Source organism: Paenibacillus sp. TY11 (assembly GCF_059772165.1).
The window spans coordinates 19,857-36,886 of sequence record NZ_JCBAIQ010000025.1 but is presented as its reverse complement, the minus strand read 5'-3'; the positions used below and the strand labels follow the sequence as shown (position 1 = coordinate 36,886).

Genomic DNA, 17,030 nt, shown 5'->3' with positions numbered 1-17,030 from the left:
CATACAAGAATGCTTTAATGAAAGCTTGAAAATGAAATTTGCAAACTCGCAAGGAGGAAGAACAATGAACCACTATCCTGCTATCTTTGAACCTCTAACCGTACGTCGTATGACCTTGAAAAACCGGATTGTTATGCCCCCGATGGGAACTAACTTTGCTGCCATGGACGGAAGCTTTGTTCAGGATCATATTGACTATTACGTGCAACGGGCCAAAGGTGGTACCGGCTTGATAACAGTAGAAAATGTTTGTCTGGATTTCCCAATGGGTACAAACGGAACAACCCAGTTGCGTATGGATAACGATCAGTTTATTCCCGGACTGTTTAGATTAACAGAAGCCCTGCACTCTTATGGTGCTTGTGTTTCTGTACAAATTAACCATGCGGGTGCTTCGGCTTATGCGGGACGACTGAACGGAGTTCAGTCTGTATCTTCTTCGAATATTCCTTCTAAAAAGGGCGGAGCCATTCCAAGACCTTTGCAAAAAGAAGAAATTTACGCCATTGTACGCAAATACGGAGAAGCAGCCGGAAGAGCGCAACGAGCAGGATTTGACTGTGTTGAAATTCATGCGGGACACTCCTACTTGCTGAGTCAGTTTCTTTCGCCGATGTATAATAAACGCACGGATGAATTTGGCGGCAGCGCAGAAAACCGTACCCGTTTTGCCAGATTAGTCATTGATGAAATTCGTTCAGTGGTGGGCCCATTTTTCCCTATTTGCTTACGTTTTAGCGCGGAAGAGTTCACAGAAGGTGGGAACACACTGGAAGATACACTGGAGTTACTGGAGTATCTTAATGATGAAGTAGATATTCTGAACGTTTCTGCTGCTCTGAATGATTCCATCCAGTTCCAGATTGACGGAATGAACCTGCCGGATGGTTGGCGCTCTTATATGGCTAAAGCGGTAAAAGAAAAATTCGGAAAGGTCACGATGACCTCAGGTAATATTCGGAGCCCACAGGCTGCGCAAGATATTTTGGAGAGAGGTGACGCTGATCTCCTGGCTATGGGTAGAGGCTTGATCGCTGAACCGAACTGGGTGCTTAAAGTACAGAACGGCTATGAACATTTGCTTAGAAAATGCATTTCTTGCAACATTGGTTGTGCCGATCATCGTATCTCCAAAAGTAAACCGATTTGCTGTACGGTAAATCCGGATCTGTTCAAGGAAGCTGAATACAGGAAACAACGTGTTAAAAACAACGTTCAAATTGTTGTGATCGGTGGGGGTACGGCAGGGCTGGAAGCGGCCTGTACAGCGGCCGAAGTGGGCTGCAAAGTAACCCTCTTTGAAGAACAACCAGAACTGGGTGGCTTGGCTCGTGATATTGCCCGCTTGCCAGACAAAAAGCGTATCAATGATTTCCCTGATTATTTGATTCAACGCACCAAACAGTTAACGAATCTGAACATTGTCACAGGTACCCGAGCTGATTTGGCGATGATTACTGCTTTGAATCCTGATATTATTGTTAATGCAACAGGGGCCAAACCACTGCTTCCGCCAATTGCAGGTCTGCATGACCAACTAGGCAAACCGGATACAAAAGTGTTTTCTATCTTTGATCTTTTGCACAACATGGAGAAATTCCAGGAGTTTGAAGGTAAACGCATTGCTGTAGTCGGTGGCGGAGCTGTGGGACTGGATGTCGTCGAATATTACGCAGAGCGTGGAGCACAAGAGGTTTCCATCATTGAGATGATGCCGCTACTGGGTAAAGACCTGGATATGATTACTCGGATTTCCATGATGAAAATGGTAGAGGAGCGGGAAGTGAACGTCCATACGGAAACAGCTTTAACAGAAGTGTGCAGCGACCGCTTCAAAGTAAAACATGGAGAACAGGAGTTTGAGATTCCTTTTGATCTTGGATTCGTATGCTTGGGTATGCGTTCATACACTCCGCTAATGGATAGCTTGCTTGAATATGGCAAAGAACATCAAGTGGAAGTCGTTAATATCGGGGACAGCAAACAAGCTCGTCGTATTATTGATGGCACCCGTGAAGGCCGCAATATTCTGAAAACCATTCAACGGGTAGATGAATTTAAAAATGAGTTTTCTTATTCTTACTGATTTGACGGTACAAAGTGATGGGTATCACCATGCCAGCTCACTTAATATTAAGGTTGAAGAGACATTATTGTCTTTTCAGCCTTTTTTGTTTGGGTTTATCCTAGAAAGAAGATTGATTCCTCTGTCATTCCAAAGGTAAACTATGGAAAGCATATATTAGTAAGTAAGGCTATTTTTTAACGTGGGAGGTATGTGAGCGTGAATCAAATCTTTACTGAAATACCGGGAGCCAGCATGTGGAACAACGTGGAAGAAATTCATAAAGGCTGGTCGAGTGATAAGAAATATTACATTCAAACCACTGACGGTAGGGATTTGCTGTTGAGAATTTCGGATATCACCCAATATGAAAAGAAGCAAAGCGAATTTAAATCCGTAAAAAAGCTGAATCACATGGAGAACCTTTTAATGTCCCGACCCCTTGGATTTGGGATTTGTAATGATGGTCAATCTGTATATTCCATGTTCACCTGGATCGAAGGAAAAGATGCTGAAGAGGTTATCCCCACGTTAAACGCAGCACAACAATATCAACTCGGAGTTCAAGCAGGAGATGCATTGAAAAAAATGCATGAGATTCATGCGGAGCAAGATCAAGCACCATGGGCTGAACATTATAATGCCAAAATCAACAGATATATTGCAAACTATAAGTCATGCGGTATTCCCCTAAAGGGAGCAGATCAAACGATAAGCTTTATCGAGCAAAACCGCTATCTATTAGAAAATCGTCCCCAGACATTTCAGCATGGGGATTATCATGTGGGCAATATGCTGGTAACGCGAGCTGTTGAACTGGGCATCATTGATTTTAATAGACTGGATTATGGTGACCCTTGGGAAGAATTCAATCGTATTACCTGGTGTGCAGGTGTAAGTCCCTTGTTTGCTTCAGGCCGTATCCACGGTTATTTCAATAACGATGTACCTGATTTATTTTTTAGATTAATGGCTCTGTATATTGCAAGCAATCAGCTGTCATCCATCTACTGGGCAATCCAGTTTGGTAAAAAAGAAGTGGATGATATGGTTCATCGAGCTGAAGAGGTTTTGGAGGGGTATGATTACTTTCAGACCTATATACCGAAATGGTACCTGCCCAGTTACTGCGACTTGTAAAAGCGAAGACCGCCGCTCCTGGGGAGTGACGGTCTATTTTTTCTATTATTGTTTCTTAATCTTATACGTAAATTCCCAAACGGCTTGATGACCTGAGTAACGTCCACGGTTTTCAGTAACCGTCACTCTTAGCTTAACGGTAGAACCTTTGGCAGAAACAGAGGAGACCTTTACATTCTTGGTGGCTTCGCTTTCATCAGGAATTTTGTCTTGTTCCTCGGCATACGCATACAGCTTAATGTTACCCCCTGATTTGACCTTTACCTTTACGCTGTTGCCTTCACTAATGGATTGGCCTGCCACCTGGGCAGCAATGGCCCATTCGTTGCCTACGTGATCGTTGGATACCAAGGTTGCTTGTTGAAACGTAACGATATACGTTGATGTTGCTGAAGCTGCGAGCGCGTACGTTCCATTGAACATCAGGGATATCACTACCAATAGAATAGCCGATGCTTTCGTCCATACTCTATTCATTCGCCTGTCTCCTTCAGTTAGACATATTGAGGGAAAACCCTCTATTCTAATTATCGTTTGCTTCAAACAAAATTGTTAATGGTTGGTAAAAAAAGAGTTTGACTTCTTATTGCATCACTTGTGATCTAATATAACTATGACTTGAATTTATTTAGTAGAGAAAGGGAAGGGAAAATCTGATGAAAAAAATGTATAGCGAACAGGAAATCATAGATATGACTATTAAATTGCTTGAACAAACTTCGATATATGAAGAGCAGTATGAGCAATACGTAAGACGACCCTTCCGTACGGATTTTTATGATGATCTGAGCCCGTATGTGCAAGTGGGCAAGCGGGGTTATACGCTCCAGATGTATGAAAGAGGCATACAGATGCTGAACAAGATTACGAAAGATGTAGAGGATGTGATTTATTGGATCATCGAAGATACAATTCACATCATTGCTCATCTGAATCTGCTTCGCAAATATAAAGTGGATAACATAAATACTCATTTGAAATATACCAAGAAGATCATGAAGGAGCTGGCAACTGCAATGAACAAAGCGTTTTATGAAATTGGAGGAATCTATCAGGAATGGCATGAAGCGAATAGAAGGAGTAGGCTGGAGAACCCATTAAAGTAAAACAAAAAACTTAAAGAAACAGTTGACAATACTAATATAAAATTTACACTTTTGTATTAGTTATAATGATTATCAATATCACTAATTTTAAGTATGTTTTGCTCTTACTATATTTCAAAGGAGATTTACAACATGCATCGTAGGATGAACAAGAAATTTCACATGATTTTATGTGCACTATTCGTAATGATCTTTGTTATTTCTGGCTGTGGGAATGCTGGCAGTTCCTCTGATCATCTGCTAAACCCGCGTCGTCCACGAAGGAAGAGGTAAGCAGTGATTCTGATACGCGTACAGTCTCTACGGTAAAAGGAGATATTAAGGTGCCCGCTAATCCTCAACGGGTAGTAGTGAACTGGTATGTTGGCGATGTATTTACACTAGGGATTAAGCCAGCGGCAGTAATGGGCTGGAAACAAGAAACGATGCCTTTTTACGATAAGTTTAACGACATTACCAATATTGAAAAGTGGGAAACTGAGGAAATTATGAAGTGTGATCCTGATCTCATCATTACATATGATACAAAGGATTATGATAAGCTGTCTAAAATTGCGCCTGTTCTTGTGATACCAGAGGATAAAATGACCTCCCTAGAACGTTTGAAATTTCTTGGTCAGGCCACAGGACATGAGGCTGAAGCGGACAAAGTGATTTCACTGTTTGAAAGCAAGCTGAGTCAGGCCAAAGAAAAACTAAATTCCGACATATTCAAGGACAAAACGTTTAGCATTTTCGAGGACTGGGGTAGTGGCTCCTACGGAATTTATTATGAAACAGGCTCACGTGGAGGAACGTTGCTTTACAATTATCTTGGACTTCACAAACCGGAAAAGCTCAACACATTGGTTAAAAATTCCGGAGAGGGTCGAGGTTCTTTATCCTACGAGGTTGCTGCTCAATACTTTGGAGATTATGTCCTTTGGTTTAAGCAGGAAGGCAAGGAATCCGAATATGCGAAGACAAAAATCTGGAGCAGTATTCCAGCCGTTAAAAACGGACATATCATCGAAATTCCAGCGAAATATGCAGGACTGTTCTATTATTCGGACGTTGCTAGTATGACGGGACAGCTAGATTATATTATTAGCAAATTGCTGGAACAGGCTAAGTAACGATGCATAATTGACCAACTAAGGGTGTAATCGATGTCTACTCACAAAGAACCAAATAAAAAAGGAATTTTTCATTTTATAGGCTACATGGTCATGGGCGTGTTCCTGCTCCTGGTGGTTACCGCAGCATCTATTACCTTTGGTGCTGCGGAAATGAGCTTGAAGCTGGCGTGGGGGGCTATATTTCAGTTTGATCCCAACATTACGGAACATCAGATTATTCACACCTTGCGTTTTCCACGCACCGTGGCAGATATCATAGTAGGGTGCAGCTTGGCTGTGTGTGGGGCAATTATGCAGGGAACCACTCGTAATCCACTAGCGGATTCGGGACTCATTGGCATAAGTTCAGGCTCGACATTTGCTATTGCGTTATGTATGGCCTTTTTGCCTGGTCGCACCTATGGAGAAACCATGCTGTATTCTTGCCTAGGTGCAGCAATCACTACAGGCATTACGTATTACGTCGCATCTATAGGCAAGCGAGGAATGACGCCTCAGCGACTGGTGCTGGCAGGAATGTCCATCTCCATGCTTTTTGGTGCGTTTAGTACGTTTATCGCTATTAAGTATGAGATTGGCCAAGCCCTTGATTACTGGTCTGCTGGTGGTACAGCCAGTGCCAAGTGGGGTGAATTAGCTTTCATTGCGCCACTGTTTGTAGTGGGTTTGGTCTGTGCCATCGCGCTTTCTCCCTCGATTACGATTTTGAGTTTCGGGGAGGATGTGGCATCAGGCTTGGGTATTCGTGCGAATAGGATTAAGCTGTTTTCAACCTTAATTGTATTAATTTTAACGGGGTTATCGGTTATTGTGGTCGGCCCTGTTGGCTTCGTTGGTTTGATCGTGCCACACATGATGCGCCATCTGGTCGGAACGGATTATCGATATATTATACCGGCCTCAGCTTTGTATGGAGCAGTCTTTCTGTTGGCGGCGGATTTACTCGGACGACTGATCAATCGCCCTCACGAAACGCCGCTCGGCATTATTTTTGCGTTAGTAGGTGTACCCTATTTTCTCTACCTTGTGCGCAAGCAGAGGAGGGAGTTTAGTTGAAACTGTCCCGTAATACCAGGGGGATTAGCATTATTTTACTGTTAGTAGTGCTGACGCTACTAGTGGCTGTACTCAGTATGAATGTTGGGAAAATGAACCTTTCTCCACTCGAAGTTTTCAAGGTCATCATTGGCGAAGGAACGAGCAAACAGAACCTGATCGTGTTTGACTTTCGACTGCCACGTATTGTGCTTTCTATATTGGTAGGTATTGGCATGGGGATATCAGGCTGTATTATGCAAAGCTTGCTCAAAAACGACATGGCCAGTCCGGGGACACTCGGCATCAGCTCAGGCTCAGGGTTATTTGTACTTATGTATATTACGTTGTTCGCTAGTGAAGGATTGCTATCGCCTATTCTTCTTCCAGGACTGGCTTTTGCAGGCGGCCTTATGGCAGCATTTTTGATTTTTATGTTTGCTTTCAGGCGGGGAAGGGACATCTCGCCTACAGGCTTAATTTTAACCGGTGTCGCTATGGGCAGTGGCTACAGCGCATTAACTCTGATGTTGACACTCCGGCTAGACAAGCAACAGTATGACTTTGCTTTGAGATGGCAGGCTGGAGACCTGTGGGGGGACGACTGGAGCTATATTATGGTGCTGCTCCCGTGGGTGCTTATCATCAGCTTTTACGTTTTTTACAGGTCTAACACACTCAATACGTTGAATTTGGGGAATCAGACAGCATCGGGGCTCGGCGTAGCAATTAAAAGGGAGTTTATCGGCTTGACGATTGCTGCCGTTGCGCTCGCTTCTGGTAGCGTGGCACTTGGCGGAAATTTCTTTTTTGTAGGCATGGTCAGTCCCCATCTAGCGCGCAAGCTAGTAGGGCCCAATCATAAGCTATTGCTACCGACGACGGCATTAGTTGGTGCACTCGTCATTTTGATTGCTGACACACTTACTCGGACGATTAGTTTTGGGGCAGATATTCCAACCGGAATTATTATCACCATACTGGTCACCCCTTATTTCCTTTACTTGCTGTCGAAAGCCAGTTAAATGCAGATAAATGAAAAGACGCTAACCCATGTCCATGCAAAATATGGCTGGGTTAACGCTTTTTTATTTTTCTTTGAGCGATTCTTCATTGTCATAGCTTAATTGCCATTCAATTCCGAACTTATCTTTAAGGCTACCGTAGCATTTGCTCCAGAATGTTTCTTGAAGTTCCATGCTTACGGTTCCTCCTTCTTTTAATTTATGAAAGTACGATCGAATTTTCTCTTCGTCCTTATTGACGATGGCGAGGCTGATGTTGTTTCCGGCTACGAAAGGCATACCAGGAAAAACGTCTGAAAACATGACATTACTACCATCAATTTGAAGCCGCGTATGCATGACCAAATTTTTGGCTTCTTCCGGTAGAGGATAATCGGGGTTGGGTGGTGCTTCACCAAACGTCATGATATGTGGTTTCTCAGTCCCAAATGCCTCTGCATAAAACTCCGCTGCTTCACGGCAATTTCCATTAAAGTTAAGATAAACATCAACAGACATGTGTTTCACTCCTTCAAGAATCATTATTTTTCCATACTATACGACCTTAGTTCATTATTTACCTGCAAACAAACAAAAATACAATAAGATCCGTTTTGCGAAAGTATTTGAGGCTAAACATGTTCAATTTTAAAACAAATGGGCATTATGATCAAAGTAATGGTATGATAGCTTAGTTAAATCTGAACGACTACAATGGAGTGATCATATGGGTGGAAAAAGCAAGGGCGGCGGGACCGGCAGAGGTACAGGTAGTAAGGGCTGGACACGCTGGAACAAAACAGCGAAGCCAGTAAGGACAAAAAGCGCTTCTACAAGCGCACCGGGAAGCAAAGCGGCAGGTGGCGCAAAAGGCGGCACTGCCAAACCAACCAGAAATAAAAGCGGCGGCAACAGTAGCAAATAAGCCGGGCAAGTATAAGTTGTCGTAAATTGTGAACATCTGATTAAGCAAGAACAATCAGATGTTTTTTTAATCATTTTACTCATACTCCCATACTACAACCAGAAGCAGGTGAATCGTGAGAATTAACAAGTACATAAGTGAGACTGGGTTCTGCTCACGTCGGGAAACCAACAGGCTGATTGCAGCAGGACGAATTACGATTAATGGTAACGTTTGTGAAGCGGGTGCGGATGTAGAGCCACAGGATATCGTGCTGATCGATGGCGAGGCTATTCCGCTTAATTCCAGTGAACCTGTATACTTGGCTCTAAATAAGCCTATAGGTATTGTTTGTACCGCAGCGGAACAGGTGGCAGGTAATATTATTAGTTATGTTAACTACCCTTCGCGGATTTTTGCCATTGGCAGGTTGGACAAAGCGTCGGAGGGACTGATTCTATTAACCAACGATGGAAGCATTGTCAATCAAATGATGCGCTCCGAGCATGGTCATGAGAAAGAGTATGTAGTGACCGTAGACAAGCCCGTTACAGACGATTTCACGGGAGCTATGTCTCGCGGCGTTGAAATATTGAACGTTATAACCAAGCCATGCAAGGTTGATCGTACGAGCGAATACGAGTTCCGCATTATTTTGACGCAGGGGCTGAATCTGCAAATTCGCAGAATGTGCAAGGCTCTAGGATACAGAGTGCTGAAGCTTGAGCGTATCCGGATCATGAATATTACCTTAGACAAGCTGGAGCGGGGACAATGGAGACATCTAGACAGGGAGGAACTGGAGTTACTTCTTTCTAAGTTGAAATGATGGATACAACGAAAGTTTATTTTAAGAAGCATTTATTCGAAGCAGGCAAAGGGGAATCTCTTACCAAATTCGAGAAATTGCTTAGTCCATTGTCTGCTACTATGGAGGCATAACAGAGGAGAGGCTAACAAGCAACTACCATAACCGAAAAAAGGGCTGATCGTTATCCTGATGGTAACCTGATAGAAATTTCTAACTATTAAGTTAAACCCCTAGCAGTAAGCTTGAACATAATTTCCAAGTGTTTACATAGAAAGTCATCATGTGTTAAGATTGCTTTAATTGATAAGGACGGAGGGGTTACGTGTGCTAATCTAATTCTTCGATATTCTTTGCACAATGTATTAAATAGTGATTTAAGGCTATTGGTGTGCACAGTAATCGAAGAACGGTTTGCCTTCACGGTAACCTAGTTTAGTTATATGCAAATGGAGGCAGGGGTAACTCTATCCTCATTCTGTATAGACTGAATATAAAGAAAATGAAATGAACTTTGTTGATCTATCCGGTGTAGGACTGCGAGTCTATCATAAGATAATCACCATATTGCGTTCATTTCCAAATACTTTTTTCGATTACTGTAAACACAGGCTAATATCCTGTGTTTTTTTGTTATATATAGTATTGGAGGGAGGAATTCTACATGAACGAACAACTAATAAAAATCGATGGAATAGAAATATGTACCGACAGTTTCGGAAAGCGAGTTAACCCGGCAATATTACTGATTATGGGTGCCCAATCCTCACTGGTTTGGTGGGAGGAAGAATTCTGCCAGCGTTTAGCTGAGACAGGTCGTTTTGTCATTCGCTATGATAACCGAGATGTTGGACGTTCTACAACCTATGAACCTGGGCAACCAGACTATACTTTCGAAGACATGGCAGATGATGCTATTCGAGTATTGGATGCTTATAAGATTGAGCAAGCGCATATCGTAGGGATGTCCATGGGCGGCATGCTGACTCAAATGATAGCTCTGCGACATCCAGGCAGAGTTCTAACCATTACCCTTTTAGCAACGTCCAATTTTGCTCCCGATCTTCCACCGATGGAGGAAAAGGTTATGGACTATTTCTCGAATATGGGAGCAATAGATTGGACGAAAGAACAATCGGTGGTCGATTTTGTGATAGGTAGATCAAGAATTCTAGTAGGTTCAAAACACGCTTTCGATGAGAATAAAGTTTATAAATTGGCAAAAGAAGATTGGAAAAGAAGCAACAATATAGCCAGTATGAACAATCACGTAATGCTGTCAGGTGGAGAATCCTATCTGGCTAGGACAGGAGAAATAAACGTCCCTGCTCTGGTGATTCACGGTACTGAAGATCCGATTATCCCTTATGAACACGGAATAAATCTTGTTAACGAAATTCCGGGTGCGGTTTTACTGACATTGGAAGGTGCCGGGCATGAGCTTCACTATGACGACTGGGATTTAATAATCGATTCTATTTCAAATCACACTTCGATACCCAATAAGTTCAGCTAATGTGTACGATAGCTGAATAAAGCCGTTTTTGAGAGAAGCAATCTTCCTGAATAAAAAGGCAATCTCCTTTTTTAGGGGGATTGCCTTTTTCTATTTGTATGCCCTTATTTCCATGAAGACTGGGGCAAGTCTCAGGCACAAGTATCCCAAAGCTCCATCAATTTAGTTATGGCTGCATCAATGTTGTCTAGGGACACACCATCTCTGGCTTCCGTAGATATACCTTCCAGAAAGGTAACGAATAGTGTGGTTAACATGCTAACATTTGTGGATTCTTGAAGTTCTCCGTTTTTGGTAGCTCGCTCAATACGAGTATAGAACTTGTTCCTAGTCACTGCTCTTTGCCTGATCAATAGTTCTCGAATATGAGTGTTTTCCGGCGAACAAGTATTTGCAGACAATATGACTAAACAACCCAAGGGATGGGTCTGCTCAGTCTGCATGATTGCTGAACTTCTTAAGGCTAATTCAACAGCTGTGCGCGATGAAAGTGAATAGTTTGTAAGGCTTGTCGATACTTGTCCGTATGTAGCCAAATACCGGTCCAGCGCTTCTTTGAATAATGCGTCTTTTGATTCAAAAGCTGCATAAAAGCTGGCTGAGGAGATGCCGCCCATCGCCTTTTTGAGCTGAGCCAAAGAGGTTGATTCAAATCCATGCTCCCAAAACAACATCATAGCTTGGGAGATCGCTTCGTCGCGACTGAATTTACGTGGTCTTCCGGTTCTAACCATGGAGTCGCCTCCTTTTATCTTGTACTTATATACTAATCGATCCAAAAGTAATTGACAAGAGCGGGAGGTCTCTTTAAAATATGGAATGATCGATCCATAAATAAAATAAAAGGAGGTCAAATCACTGGCACATTTGCTTGGTCTTCCGCTTGAACTTGTTTTGAAATCGATATTAAGGAGCTGCGCTAATGTCCAGCAATAATTCTTCTACTACTGCAAAGATCGCGTCTTCCGCTTCCTCTAGGTCCTTTCCCTGGCTTGGCCTGCTCGCTTTGGCTATGACAGGATTCATCTGTATTATGACAGAAACGATTCCGGCTGGTTTGCTTCCGCAAATAAGTAAGGGACTTCATATTTCAGAGGCAATGGCCGGTCAATTGGTCACTGTGTATGCTATCGGTTCCTTAGTGGCTGCCATCCCTGTAGCTATAGTTACCCGCCAATGGCGGAGGCGTCCGCTGTTACTTCTGGCTATCTGCGGATTCCTGGTTTTTAACAGTGTCACCGCAATTTCTTCCAGCTACATACTGACGCTGGCTGCCCGTCTACTGGCAGGAGTTTCGGCTGGAGTTCTATGGGGAATGATCGGCGGTTACGCTCTCCGCATGGTCTCTGCTACATTGAAGGGGAGGGGGATGGCGGTTGCCATGGTTGGAACGCCCATCGCCTTGGCTATTGGTGTCCCGGCGGGAACGTTTCTGGGGAACCTTATGGGTTGGCGTTCTGTTTTTGGAATCATGTCACTACTGACTGTTATACTGATCGTGTGGGTGCTTTGGAAGGTGCCGGACTATCCGGGACAGTCCTCCGATAAGCAAGCTTCGATCTATGCAGTCTTCCTTACACCGGGGATTCGGCCCATACTATTGGTTGTACTGACCTGGATGACAGCACATAATATTCTTTACACTTATATTGCTCCATTTCTTGCGGCCAATGGGATGGGGGAGAGAGTGGGTCTGGCGCTGGCTTTCTTTGGCATTGCTGCTCTCGTAGGTATATGGATAACTGGCGTATTCATCGACCGTTGGCTGCGTAAGCTTGTCCTTATTAGTCTTATTTCCTTCGTCTTAATTTCTATTGCCATGAGCTTTAGCAACTCCAATGTCCTTATAATCTATATCATTGTTACGGTATGGGGTTTAACTTTCGGCGGCGCAGCAACGCTATTGCAAACGGCGCTTGCTCAGGCTGCAGGGGAGAGCAAAGTGGATATGGTCATGCCGATTAACACGACCGTATGGAATCTGGCTATCGCTGGCGGCGGGATGGCTGGGGGTATTTTACTTGAAACTTTTGGTGCGGGATCATTTTCATGGGCATTATTCATACTCTTATTCCTTGCGCTTCTCGTGGCTTGGGGTGGCAAAAAGTATTCGTTCCCTCCACAGTAATCTGATAATTAGTGAGGCTTTTTTAAAAAATTCGCTTGTTATGACTTCTAACGTTAATGAGTAGAAGATGCTGTCCCCGGGGCAGTTGCTATAAAATAAAGAGCATTGTCCAAGCCGATGTTGTCGACAGGGCAATGCTCCTTGTGTTTGCATTCGATCATACGATAAAAATGAAGTGCATTCCGCACCAGACTGGTAGCCTGTAAGTTCGACTTCATCAAACTAGGAGCAAATGATGCTCTGTGTCTGCGAACGGCTTGTCGCCTAAGGGAAGTTGGGTATGTACATAGATATACTATAATGGTCCCTCCTCGCTCCTTCGTAAAGCCAATAAAATGACCCATACTCTTGGTGTAAAACTGATTACGGTGGATGGGAAATCTACAATAAAAGAGAATTTTACGTTGGTTGAAAAACATTTATTGAAATAATGCACAATTAGTTTAAGCCTAATATTTATTTCTTAGAAATGTTATCCCGCCGGGTAGGGCTTTATTTGTTTCGTTCTATTTAGTAAATAGTCTGTGCTTGTATGGTGGAAATTAGCTAGTCTAATTAAAATCTCCGTTGGAATGTCTATTTCCCCACGTTCATAATTGCTGTATATCCGCTGGCTACAATTCAGATAATCGGCCATTTGAGTTTGAGTCAAATCTTTATCTTCACGTAAATCTCGAATCCGTTGATACATCATATTCACCTCGAACTAAGAATATCTTAGCGAAATAATCGCTATTGATTTTTAGCGAATAATTCGCTAAAATTAGTCAGAGGGTTAATAATACATATCAAGAAGGAGTAGATCATGAGTATCTTGGAGAACTTTTATTACGGAAAATGTAACCCAAGTGAACGAATACAATCGAAAGACACTGAGTTTGAACTGGTCTCTCAGAGAATAGCCGATGCTGAGGAAGCCCTCAAAACAAAATTGCCAGAACAGGATTACAAATTAATTGAAGAACTTTCGGATTTACAAGATGTTTTAATTTCCTTATTGTCCGCTTCAGCTTATATTGAGGGTTATAAAATGGGGGCACTAATAATGATTGAAGTATTTGACGGGAAAGAAGGGTTAAAATAGGTAGTTCAGAAGATTGAAGGGGGCGATTATAAATTTTTTTGAAAGGTAGCCCCTTCATGAGGAGTTACCTTTTTTATTTCTAAAAGTAGCTAGCCTGCCGGATAAGGTTTTTTTTGTTTCGTTCTGTTTAACAAGTAGTCTGTGCTTGTGTTATGGAAATCAGCTAGTTTGATTAGAATCCTTGTAGGAATATCAACATCGCCGCGTTCGTAATTGCTATAAATTCGTTGACTACAATTCAAATATTCAGCCATTTGGGTTTGAGTTAAATCTCTATCTTCACGCAAATCTCGGATTCTTTGGTACATCTTCTCACCTCCAAACCAAGAATATCCCAGCGAAATAATCGCTATTTATTTTTAGCGAATATTTCGCTATTTAGTCGGAGGATTTCATTTGGGTTTAGAGCAAGAAGGGAACAGACGTATGCGCATCCATTTATTGTTTGAAGTATATGATTTTGAGACTCAATATATTTACCAAATATGCGTACCCACCGTTTCTTACTGCGCTTGCGTCTGTAGAAATGATTTATGTTCCCTAATATGGTTTGTTGAAAAATCAAAAGGCCGGCACATTGGTCGACCTGGTTCACCGAGGCTCGAAAGCTGTGGTGTGTTCCTTATTTGATTTTCCATGATACAAATATATCACGTTGAAAGTCTAACGAACGGCCATCATTCGGTCAAAAATTATTCAGTAAACAGTCTCTTTTCACAGGTTATAATAACCATTTATTATCCAAATCCTATGAATAGATATTATTACAGGAAAAATCATCTACTATATCCCTCTATTTTACAATTATATATAATTCATGTTAGTATATTGATGAAAATACCAAATATATGAAGAGAGGATAATCTTCTATAACTTCAGAGACTAAGATAGACTTGGAAAATGGAATTCTTGATGAAAGATTAGAGCAAGAATTAAGACAAGTTGATTATGATGACCTTTTCAAAACTGTAGGCACTAATCTTGGAATGGTCGATACTCAACGTCCATCTGGGGAAGTAAGTACACAAGGCTGGAGATCAAAGTTCGCAAAAGAAGTAGCGTTAGAATTAATTTCTAAACTAAAAAATATTGGGTCACGTGCTTGGAATGAACAGATAAAAATTTATGTAGATAAGATACCACTTTTGACCGACGGTGCAAAAGAAACTTTGAAATATTATCTTGGTTATCAAGTAATAATGCAAGCTTTGGATATCATGGTAGATTTCACAGGCACAGCAGAGGACGGTCTTGCTTACGCCTTAAAATATGTTGGATTGCCTGCATGGTTGGCCGAACCAGCATCCAGAGCTATTGTCTTCTTCCTGCTGTAAAACCGAACAAAAGGGGGACTAAACGTGTACATACTCGCATTGATTATACTTATTACTACAGGTTTGGTATCCATAGCTGATATTCTGTTTGATATAAAAGATTCAGGTGAAGGAATCCGGTTGATGGTTAAAACTTCACAGGCTCTATTCTTCTTATCATTGTTGTTTTTCACAGTAAAAAGCGGTACCAAGAAAAGAGACTGAACTCGTCACACAAAAAAAGGGTGGAATTGATATAGTTTATCAATTCCACCCTTTTTTGTTATTGCTGTTTCCCGACGTACAAAGCCAATCTGACGATTCTGCCGAACTGTTTCCAAATATTCCTCCACCGCAAGGGATGACTCGGCGATTTTTCATTCCGGGAATCACTGGAATAGCCTGTTGTTCCTTCAAAAAAAGAGAATGGCATGGATATCATATCGCGGTCGGCAAACACTTGGGATGAACATTCTGGGATTATTCGTTTTAGGCTCCATGTTTTTTTCGACAAACACTAATGATGGAAGGAGATGAAGGAGTGAACGGTGTTTTATCCCAGTCCGAATATTGATTTTCGATATAAAAGCCGCGGCTCGTTAATAAACGCTGAAGCGTGTCATTATCAGTAAAGCGACATGCAATTCGAGAAGTTGTTTTCTCCGATCCCCAATCTCGGAACGTGACCCAGTGCATGATCTGGTTACTTGAATCATACGACTGTGTCCCAGAAACCTTGACTTTAATTCCATCCTTATCGATAAATTTTCCCCAGATGCTTTCCTCTTGGTTGGATAAATCGGTTCCCAAGGGGTTTCGTGTTTCAAAAACAAACATCCCATTTGGCTCTAGGTGCTTGTAGACGGTTTCGAGTAAGGCTCGTTGATCCTCATCGCTCAAAAATGCCTGGAATGCATTTCCTGTCAAATAAATCATGGAAAAACGCTTTTCGGAATCGAATGTACGAGCATCAGCTTCAATAAAATCTACAGGCAAACCTTGAGCTTTAACCCGCGCATATTCAAGCATCGATGAAGAAATATCAACACCTGTTATATGTATCCCCGATTTTGATATATGAATGGTTGTCAATCCTGTACCACATGCAAGTTCCAGAACCTCGCCTGGGTTCAATCTAGCCATATCAAGATAGAAATTGTATTTATTAGTCTCGCCGCCAAATTCAAGATCATAATTAATCGGGTCTCGATACTCTTCAAGATTATCGTGATTTATCAATATGAATCATTCCTCCACTACAATACAGATTTCTTTAAATCATCCTTCATTATACCATCTATTTCTCGGTTTTGCGATATATGGAAACCATGTTGATGTTTTATAAAAAAGGACTGGCGCCCAAGCACTTTTTTTTAAAAAAACCGCTAATTTAGCGGATCGGATGAGGCATATCTTTTTACTGGACCAGAACGTGTCTTTAAACCTAATTTAACCATAGTAAAATAGTCGCTCCTGATTTAACATCACTTGAAAGAATTAGTGATATTAAGGAGGACTTTATATTGAAGAACGATAAAGGGGTAACGTTTAAAATGGGAAAAATAATGGATGTTAGTTTAACTTTTGACTCAAAAGATGAAGGTACAATTATAGTAGGAACAAAACAAAGGATTAGATCATTTAACCTACCCGGAAATAAAAAAATTATAGGTGATAAAATTCTTATTAAATACGCAGATCAAAGTGAGACGTAAAAAAGGCGGTTTCCCCTTTTGGGGAAACCATTCGTTATACATAATTCTTTTAAATATTTACTAAATATCCGCATTAACAATACTCTGAATATTT

Annotated in this window: 20 protein-coding genes; 14 read left to right on the top strand and 6 right to left on the bottom strand. The window is 41.8% G+C overall.

Annotated elements, in window-relative coordinates; all coding sequences use genetic code 11:
• Positions 1–64 precede the first annotated feature (64 nt).
• Positions 65–2,086: an oxidoreductase gene (locus AC6EJC_RS22715; RefSeq protein WP_444955905.1), complete on the top strand. Its 2,022-nt coding sequence runs from the start codon at positions 65–67 to the stop codon at positions 2,084–2,086.
• A 234-nt stretch (positions 2,087–2,320) separates the two neighbouring features.
• Complete coding sequence (locus tag AC6EJC_RS22710) at positions 2,321–3,205, top strand: aminoglycoside phosphotransferase family protein (protein ID WP_444955932.1); 885 nt, start codon at positions 2,321–2,323, stop codon at positions 3,203–3,205.
• A 45-nt stretch (positions 3,206–3,250) separates the two neighbouring features.
• Here the strand turns inward: AC6EJC_RS22710 and AC6EJC_RS22705 are convergent, their stop codons facing one another.
• The gene (locus AC6EJC_RS22705) at positions 3,251–3,682 is read right to left on the bottom strand and encodes a hypothetical protein (RefSeq protein WP_444955904.1); all 432 of its coding nucleotides are present in this window, start codon (positions 3,680–3,682) and stop codon (positions 3,251–3,253) included.
• A 179-nt stretch (positions 3,683–3,861) separates the two neighbouring features.
• Here AC6EJC_RS22705 and AC6EJC_RS22700 point away from each other — a divergent pair, with 179 nt between their 5' ends.
• The 4 genes from AC6EJC_RS22700 to AC6EJC_RS22685 all read left to right on the top strand — a co-directional run bounded on the left by AC6EJC_RS22700 (position 3,862) and on the right by AC6EJC_RS22685 (position 7,489).
• Positions 3,862–4,311, top strand: a complete 450-nt coding sequence (locus AC6EJC_RS22700) for an Imm63 family immunity protein (RefSeq protein WP_444955903.1) — start codon at positions 3,862–3,864, stop codon at positions 4,309–4,311.
• A gap of 323 nt (positions 4,312–4,634) precedes the next feature.
• Positions 4,635–5,426: an ABC transporter substrate-binding protein gene (locus AC6EJC_RS22695; RefSeq protein WP_444955902.1), complete on the top strand. Its 792-nt coding sequence runs from the start codon at positions 4,635–4,637 to the stop codon at positions 5,424–5,426.
• A 33-nt stretch (positions 5,427–5,459) separates the two neighbouring features.
• On the top strand, positions 5,460–6,485 hold the full coding sequence (locus AC6EJC_RS22690; RefSeq protein WP_444955901.1) for a FecCD family ABC transporter permease: 1,026 nt from the start codon (positions 5,460–5,462) through the stop codon (positions 6,483–6,485).
• Complete coding sequence (locus AC6EJC_RS22685; protein ID WP_444955900.1) at positions 6,482–7,489, top strand: FecCD family ABC transporter permease; 1,008 nt, start codon at positions 6,482–6,484, stop codon at positions 7,487–7,489. Before AC6EJC_RS22690 ends, AC6EJC_RS22685 begins: the two co-directional genes overlap by 4 nt.
• Before the next feature lie 63 nt (positions 7,490–7,552).
• On the opposite strand, the gene AC6EJC_RS22680 is transcribed toward AC6EJC_RS22685, so the two are convergent.
• A complete protein-coding gene (locus tag AC6EJC_RS22680) occupies positions 7,553–7,987 on the bottom strand; it encodes a VOC family protein (RefSeq protein ID WP_444955899.1) in 435 nt (144 codons plus the stop codon).
• Between the two features lie 208 nt (positions 7,988–8,195).
• Here AC6EJC_RS22680 and AC6EJC_RS22675 point away from each other — a divergent pair, with 208 nt between their 5' ends.
• From AC6EJC_RS22675 to mle, 3 genes are all read left to right on the top strand, one after another.
• Positions 8,196–8,393 carry a DUF3934 family protein gene (locus tag AC6EJC_RS22675; protein ID WP_444955898.1) on the top strand — a complete coding sequence of 66 codons (198 nt, stop codon included), beginning with the start codon at positions 8,196–8,198 and terminating at the stop codon, positions 8,391–8,393.
• A gap of 115 nt (positions 8,394–8,508) precedes the next feature.
• On the top strand, positions 8,509–9,201 hold the full coding sequence (locus AC6EJC_RS22670; RefSeq protein ID WP_444955897.1) for a pseudouridine synthase: 693 nt from the start codon (positions 8,509–8,511) through the stop codon (positions 9,199–9,201).
• Between the two features lie 643 nt (positions 9,202–9,844).
• A complete protein-coding gene (mle, locus tag AC6EJC_RS22665) occupies positions 9,845–10,696 on the top strand; it encodes an alpha/beta fold macrolide esterase (RefSeq protein WP_444955896.1) in 852 nt (283 codons plus the stop codon).
• Positions 10,697–10,827: 131 nt separating this feature from the next.
• On the opposite strand, the gene AC6EJC_RS22660 is transcribed toward mle, so the two are convergent.
• Positions 10,828–11,430, bottom strand: coding sequence for a TetR/AcrR family transcriptional regulator (locus tag AC6EJC_RS22660; protein WP_444955895.1), 603 nt, complete (start codon positions 11,428–11,430; stop codon positions 10,828–10,830).
• Between the two features lie 188 nt (positions 11,431–11,618).
• Between AC6EJC_RS22660 and AC6EJC_RS22655 the strand changes: the two genes are divergently transcribed.
• Positions 11,619–12,824 carry an MFS transporter gene (locus tag AC6EJC_RS22655; protein WP_444955894.1) on the top strand — a complete coding sequence of 402 codons (1,206 nt, stop codon included), beginning with the start codon at positions 11,619–11,621 and terminating at the stop codon, positions 12,822–12,824.
• 472 nt (positions 12,825–13,296) lie between these two features.
• Here the strand turns inward: AC6EJC_RS22655 and AC6EJC_RS22650 are convergent, their stop codons facing one another.
• Positions 13,297–13,515, bottom strand: a complete 219-nt coding sequence (locus tag AC6EJC_RS22650) for a helix-turn-helix domain-containing protein (protein WP_250262078.1) — start codon at positions 13,513–13,515, stop codon at positions 13,297–13,299.
• A 114-nt stretch (positions 13,516–13,629) separates the two neighbouring features.
• Here AC6EJC_RS22650 and AC6EJC_RS22645 point away from each other — a divergent pair, with 114 nt between their 5' ends.
• The gene (locus AC6EJC_RS22645) at positions 13,630–13,908 is read left to right on the top strand and encodes a DUF6809 family protein (protein ID WP_444955893.1); all 279 of its coding nucleotides are present in this window, start codon (positions 13,630–13,632) and stop codon (positions 13,906–13,908) included.
• An 89-nt stretch (positions 13,909–13,997) separates the two neighbouring features.
• Here AC6EJC_RS22645 and AC6EJC_RS22640 read toward each other — a convergent pair whose 3' ends face one another.
• On the bottom strand, positions 13,998–14,216 hold the full coding sequence (locus AC6EJC_RS22640; RefSeq protein ID WP_044645949.1) for a helix-turn-helix domain-containing protein: 219 nt from the start codon (positions 14,214–14,216) through the stop codon (positions 13,998–14,000).
• Between the two features lie 585 nt (positions 14,217–14,801).
• Here AC6EJC_RS22640 and AC6EJC_RS22635 point away from each other — a divergent pair.
• Positions 14,802–15,242 carry a hypothetical protein gene (locus tag AC6EJC_RS22635; protein WP_444955892.1) on the top strand — a complete coding sequence of 147 codons (441 nt, stop codon included), beginning with the start codon at positions 14,802–14,804 and terminating at the stop codon, positions 15,240–15,242.
• A 24-nt stretch (positions 15,243–15,266) separates the two neighbouring features.
• Positions 15,267–15,446 carry a hypothetical protein gene (locus AC6EJC_RS22630; RefSeq protein WP_029515064.1) on the top strand — a complete coding sequence of 60 codons (180 nt, stop codon included), beginning with the start codon at positions 15,267–15,269 and terminating at the stop codon, positions 15,444–15,446.
• A gap of 264 nt (positions 15,447–15,710) precedes the next feature.
• Here the strand turns inward: AC6EJC_RS22630 and AC6EJC_RS22625 are convergent, their stop codons facing one another.
• Entirely contained in the window at positions 15,711–16,460 is a 750-nt protein-coding gene (locus tag AC6EJC_RS22625; protein ID WP_444955891.1) for a class I SAM-dependent methyltransferase, read from the bottom strand.
• A 284-nt stretch (positions 16,461–16,744) separates the two neighbouring features.
• Here AC6EJC_RS22625 and AC6EJC_RS22620 point away from each other — a divergent pair, with 284 nt between their 5' ends.
• Positions 16,745–16,936 (top strand): hypothetical protein, encoded by a 192-nt coding sequence (locus AC6EJC_RS22620; RefSeq protein WP_444955890.1) that lies wholly within the window; start codon positions 16,745–16,747, stop codon positions 16,934–16,936.
• Positions 16,937–17,030 lie beyond the last annotated feature (94 nt).

Excerpts from the sequence above, each read along its gene's own strand:
- AC6EJC_RS22715 (WP_444955905.1), top strand. The coding sequence starts at position 65 with ATGAACCACTATCCTGCTATCTTTGAACCTCTAACCGTACGTCGTATG.
- AC6EJC_RS22710 (WP_444955932.1), top strand. The coding sequence starts at position 2,321 with ATGTGGAACAACGTGGAAGAAATTCATAAAGGCTGGTCGAGTGATAAG.
- AC6EJC_RS22705 (WP_444955904.1), bottom strand. The coding sequence starts at position 3,682 with ATGAATAGAGTATGGACGAAAGCATCGGCTATTCTATTGGTAGTGATA.
- AC6EJC_RS22700 (WP_444955903.1), top strand. The coding sequence starts at position 3,862 with ATGAAAAAAATGTATAGCGAACAGGAAATCATAGATATGACTATTAAA.
- AC6EJC_RS22690 (WP_444955901.1), top strand. The coding sequence starts at position 5,460 with ATGTCTACTCACAAAGAACCAAATAAAAAAGGAATTTTTCATTTTATA.
- AC6EJC_RS22680 (WP_444955899.1), bottom strand. The coding sequence starts at position 7,987 with ATGTCTGTTGATGTTTATCTTAACTTTAATGGAAATTGCCGTGAAGCA.
- AC6EJC_RS22675 (WP_444955898.1), top strand. The coding sequence starts at position 8,196 with ATGGGTGGAAAAAGCAAGGGCGGCGGGACCGGCAGAGGTACAGGTAGT.
- mle (WP_444955896.1), top strand. The coding sequence starts at position 9,845 with ATGAACGAACAACTAATAAAAATCGATGGAATAGAAATATGTACCGAC.
- AC6EJC_RS22660 (WP_444955895.1), bottom strand. The coding sequence starts at position 11,430 with ATGGTTAGAACCGGAAGACCACGTAAATTCAGTCGCGACGAAGCGATC.
- AC6EJC_RS22655 (WP_444955894.1), top strand. The coding sequence starts at position 11,619 with ATGTCCAGCAATAATTCTTCTACTACTGCAAAGATCGCGTCTTCCGCT.
- AC6EJC_RS22650 (WP_250262078.1), bottom strand. The coding sequence starts at position 13,515 with ATGTATCAACGGATTCGAGATTTACGTGAAGATAAAGATTTGACTCAA.
- AC6EJC_RS22645 (WP_444955893.1), top strand. The coding sequence starts at position 13,630 with ATGAGTATCTTGGAGAACTTTTATTACGGAAAATGTAACCCAAGTGAA.
- AC6EJC_RS22640 (WP_044645949.1), bottom strand. The coding sequence starts at position 14,216 with ATGTACCAAAGAATCCGAGATTTGCGTGAAGATAGAGATTTAACTCAA.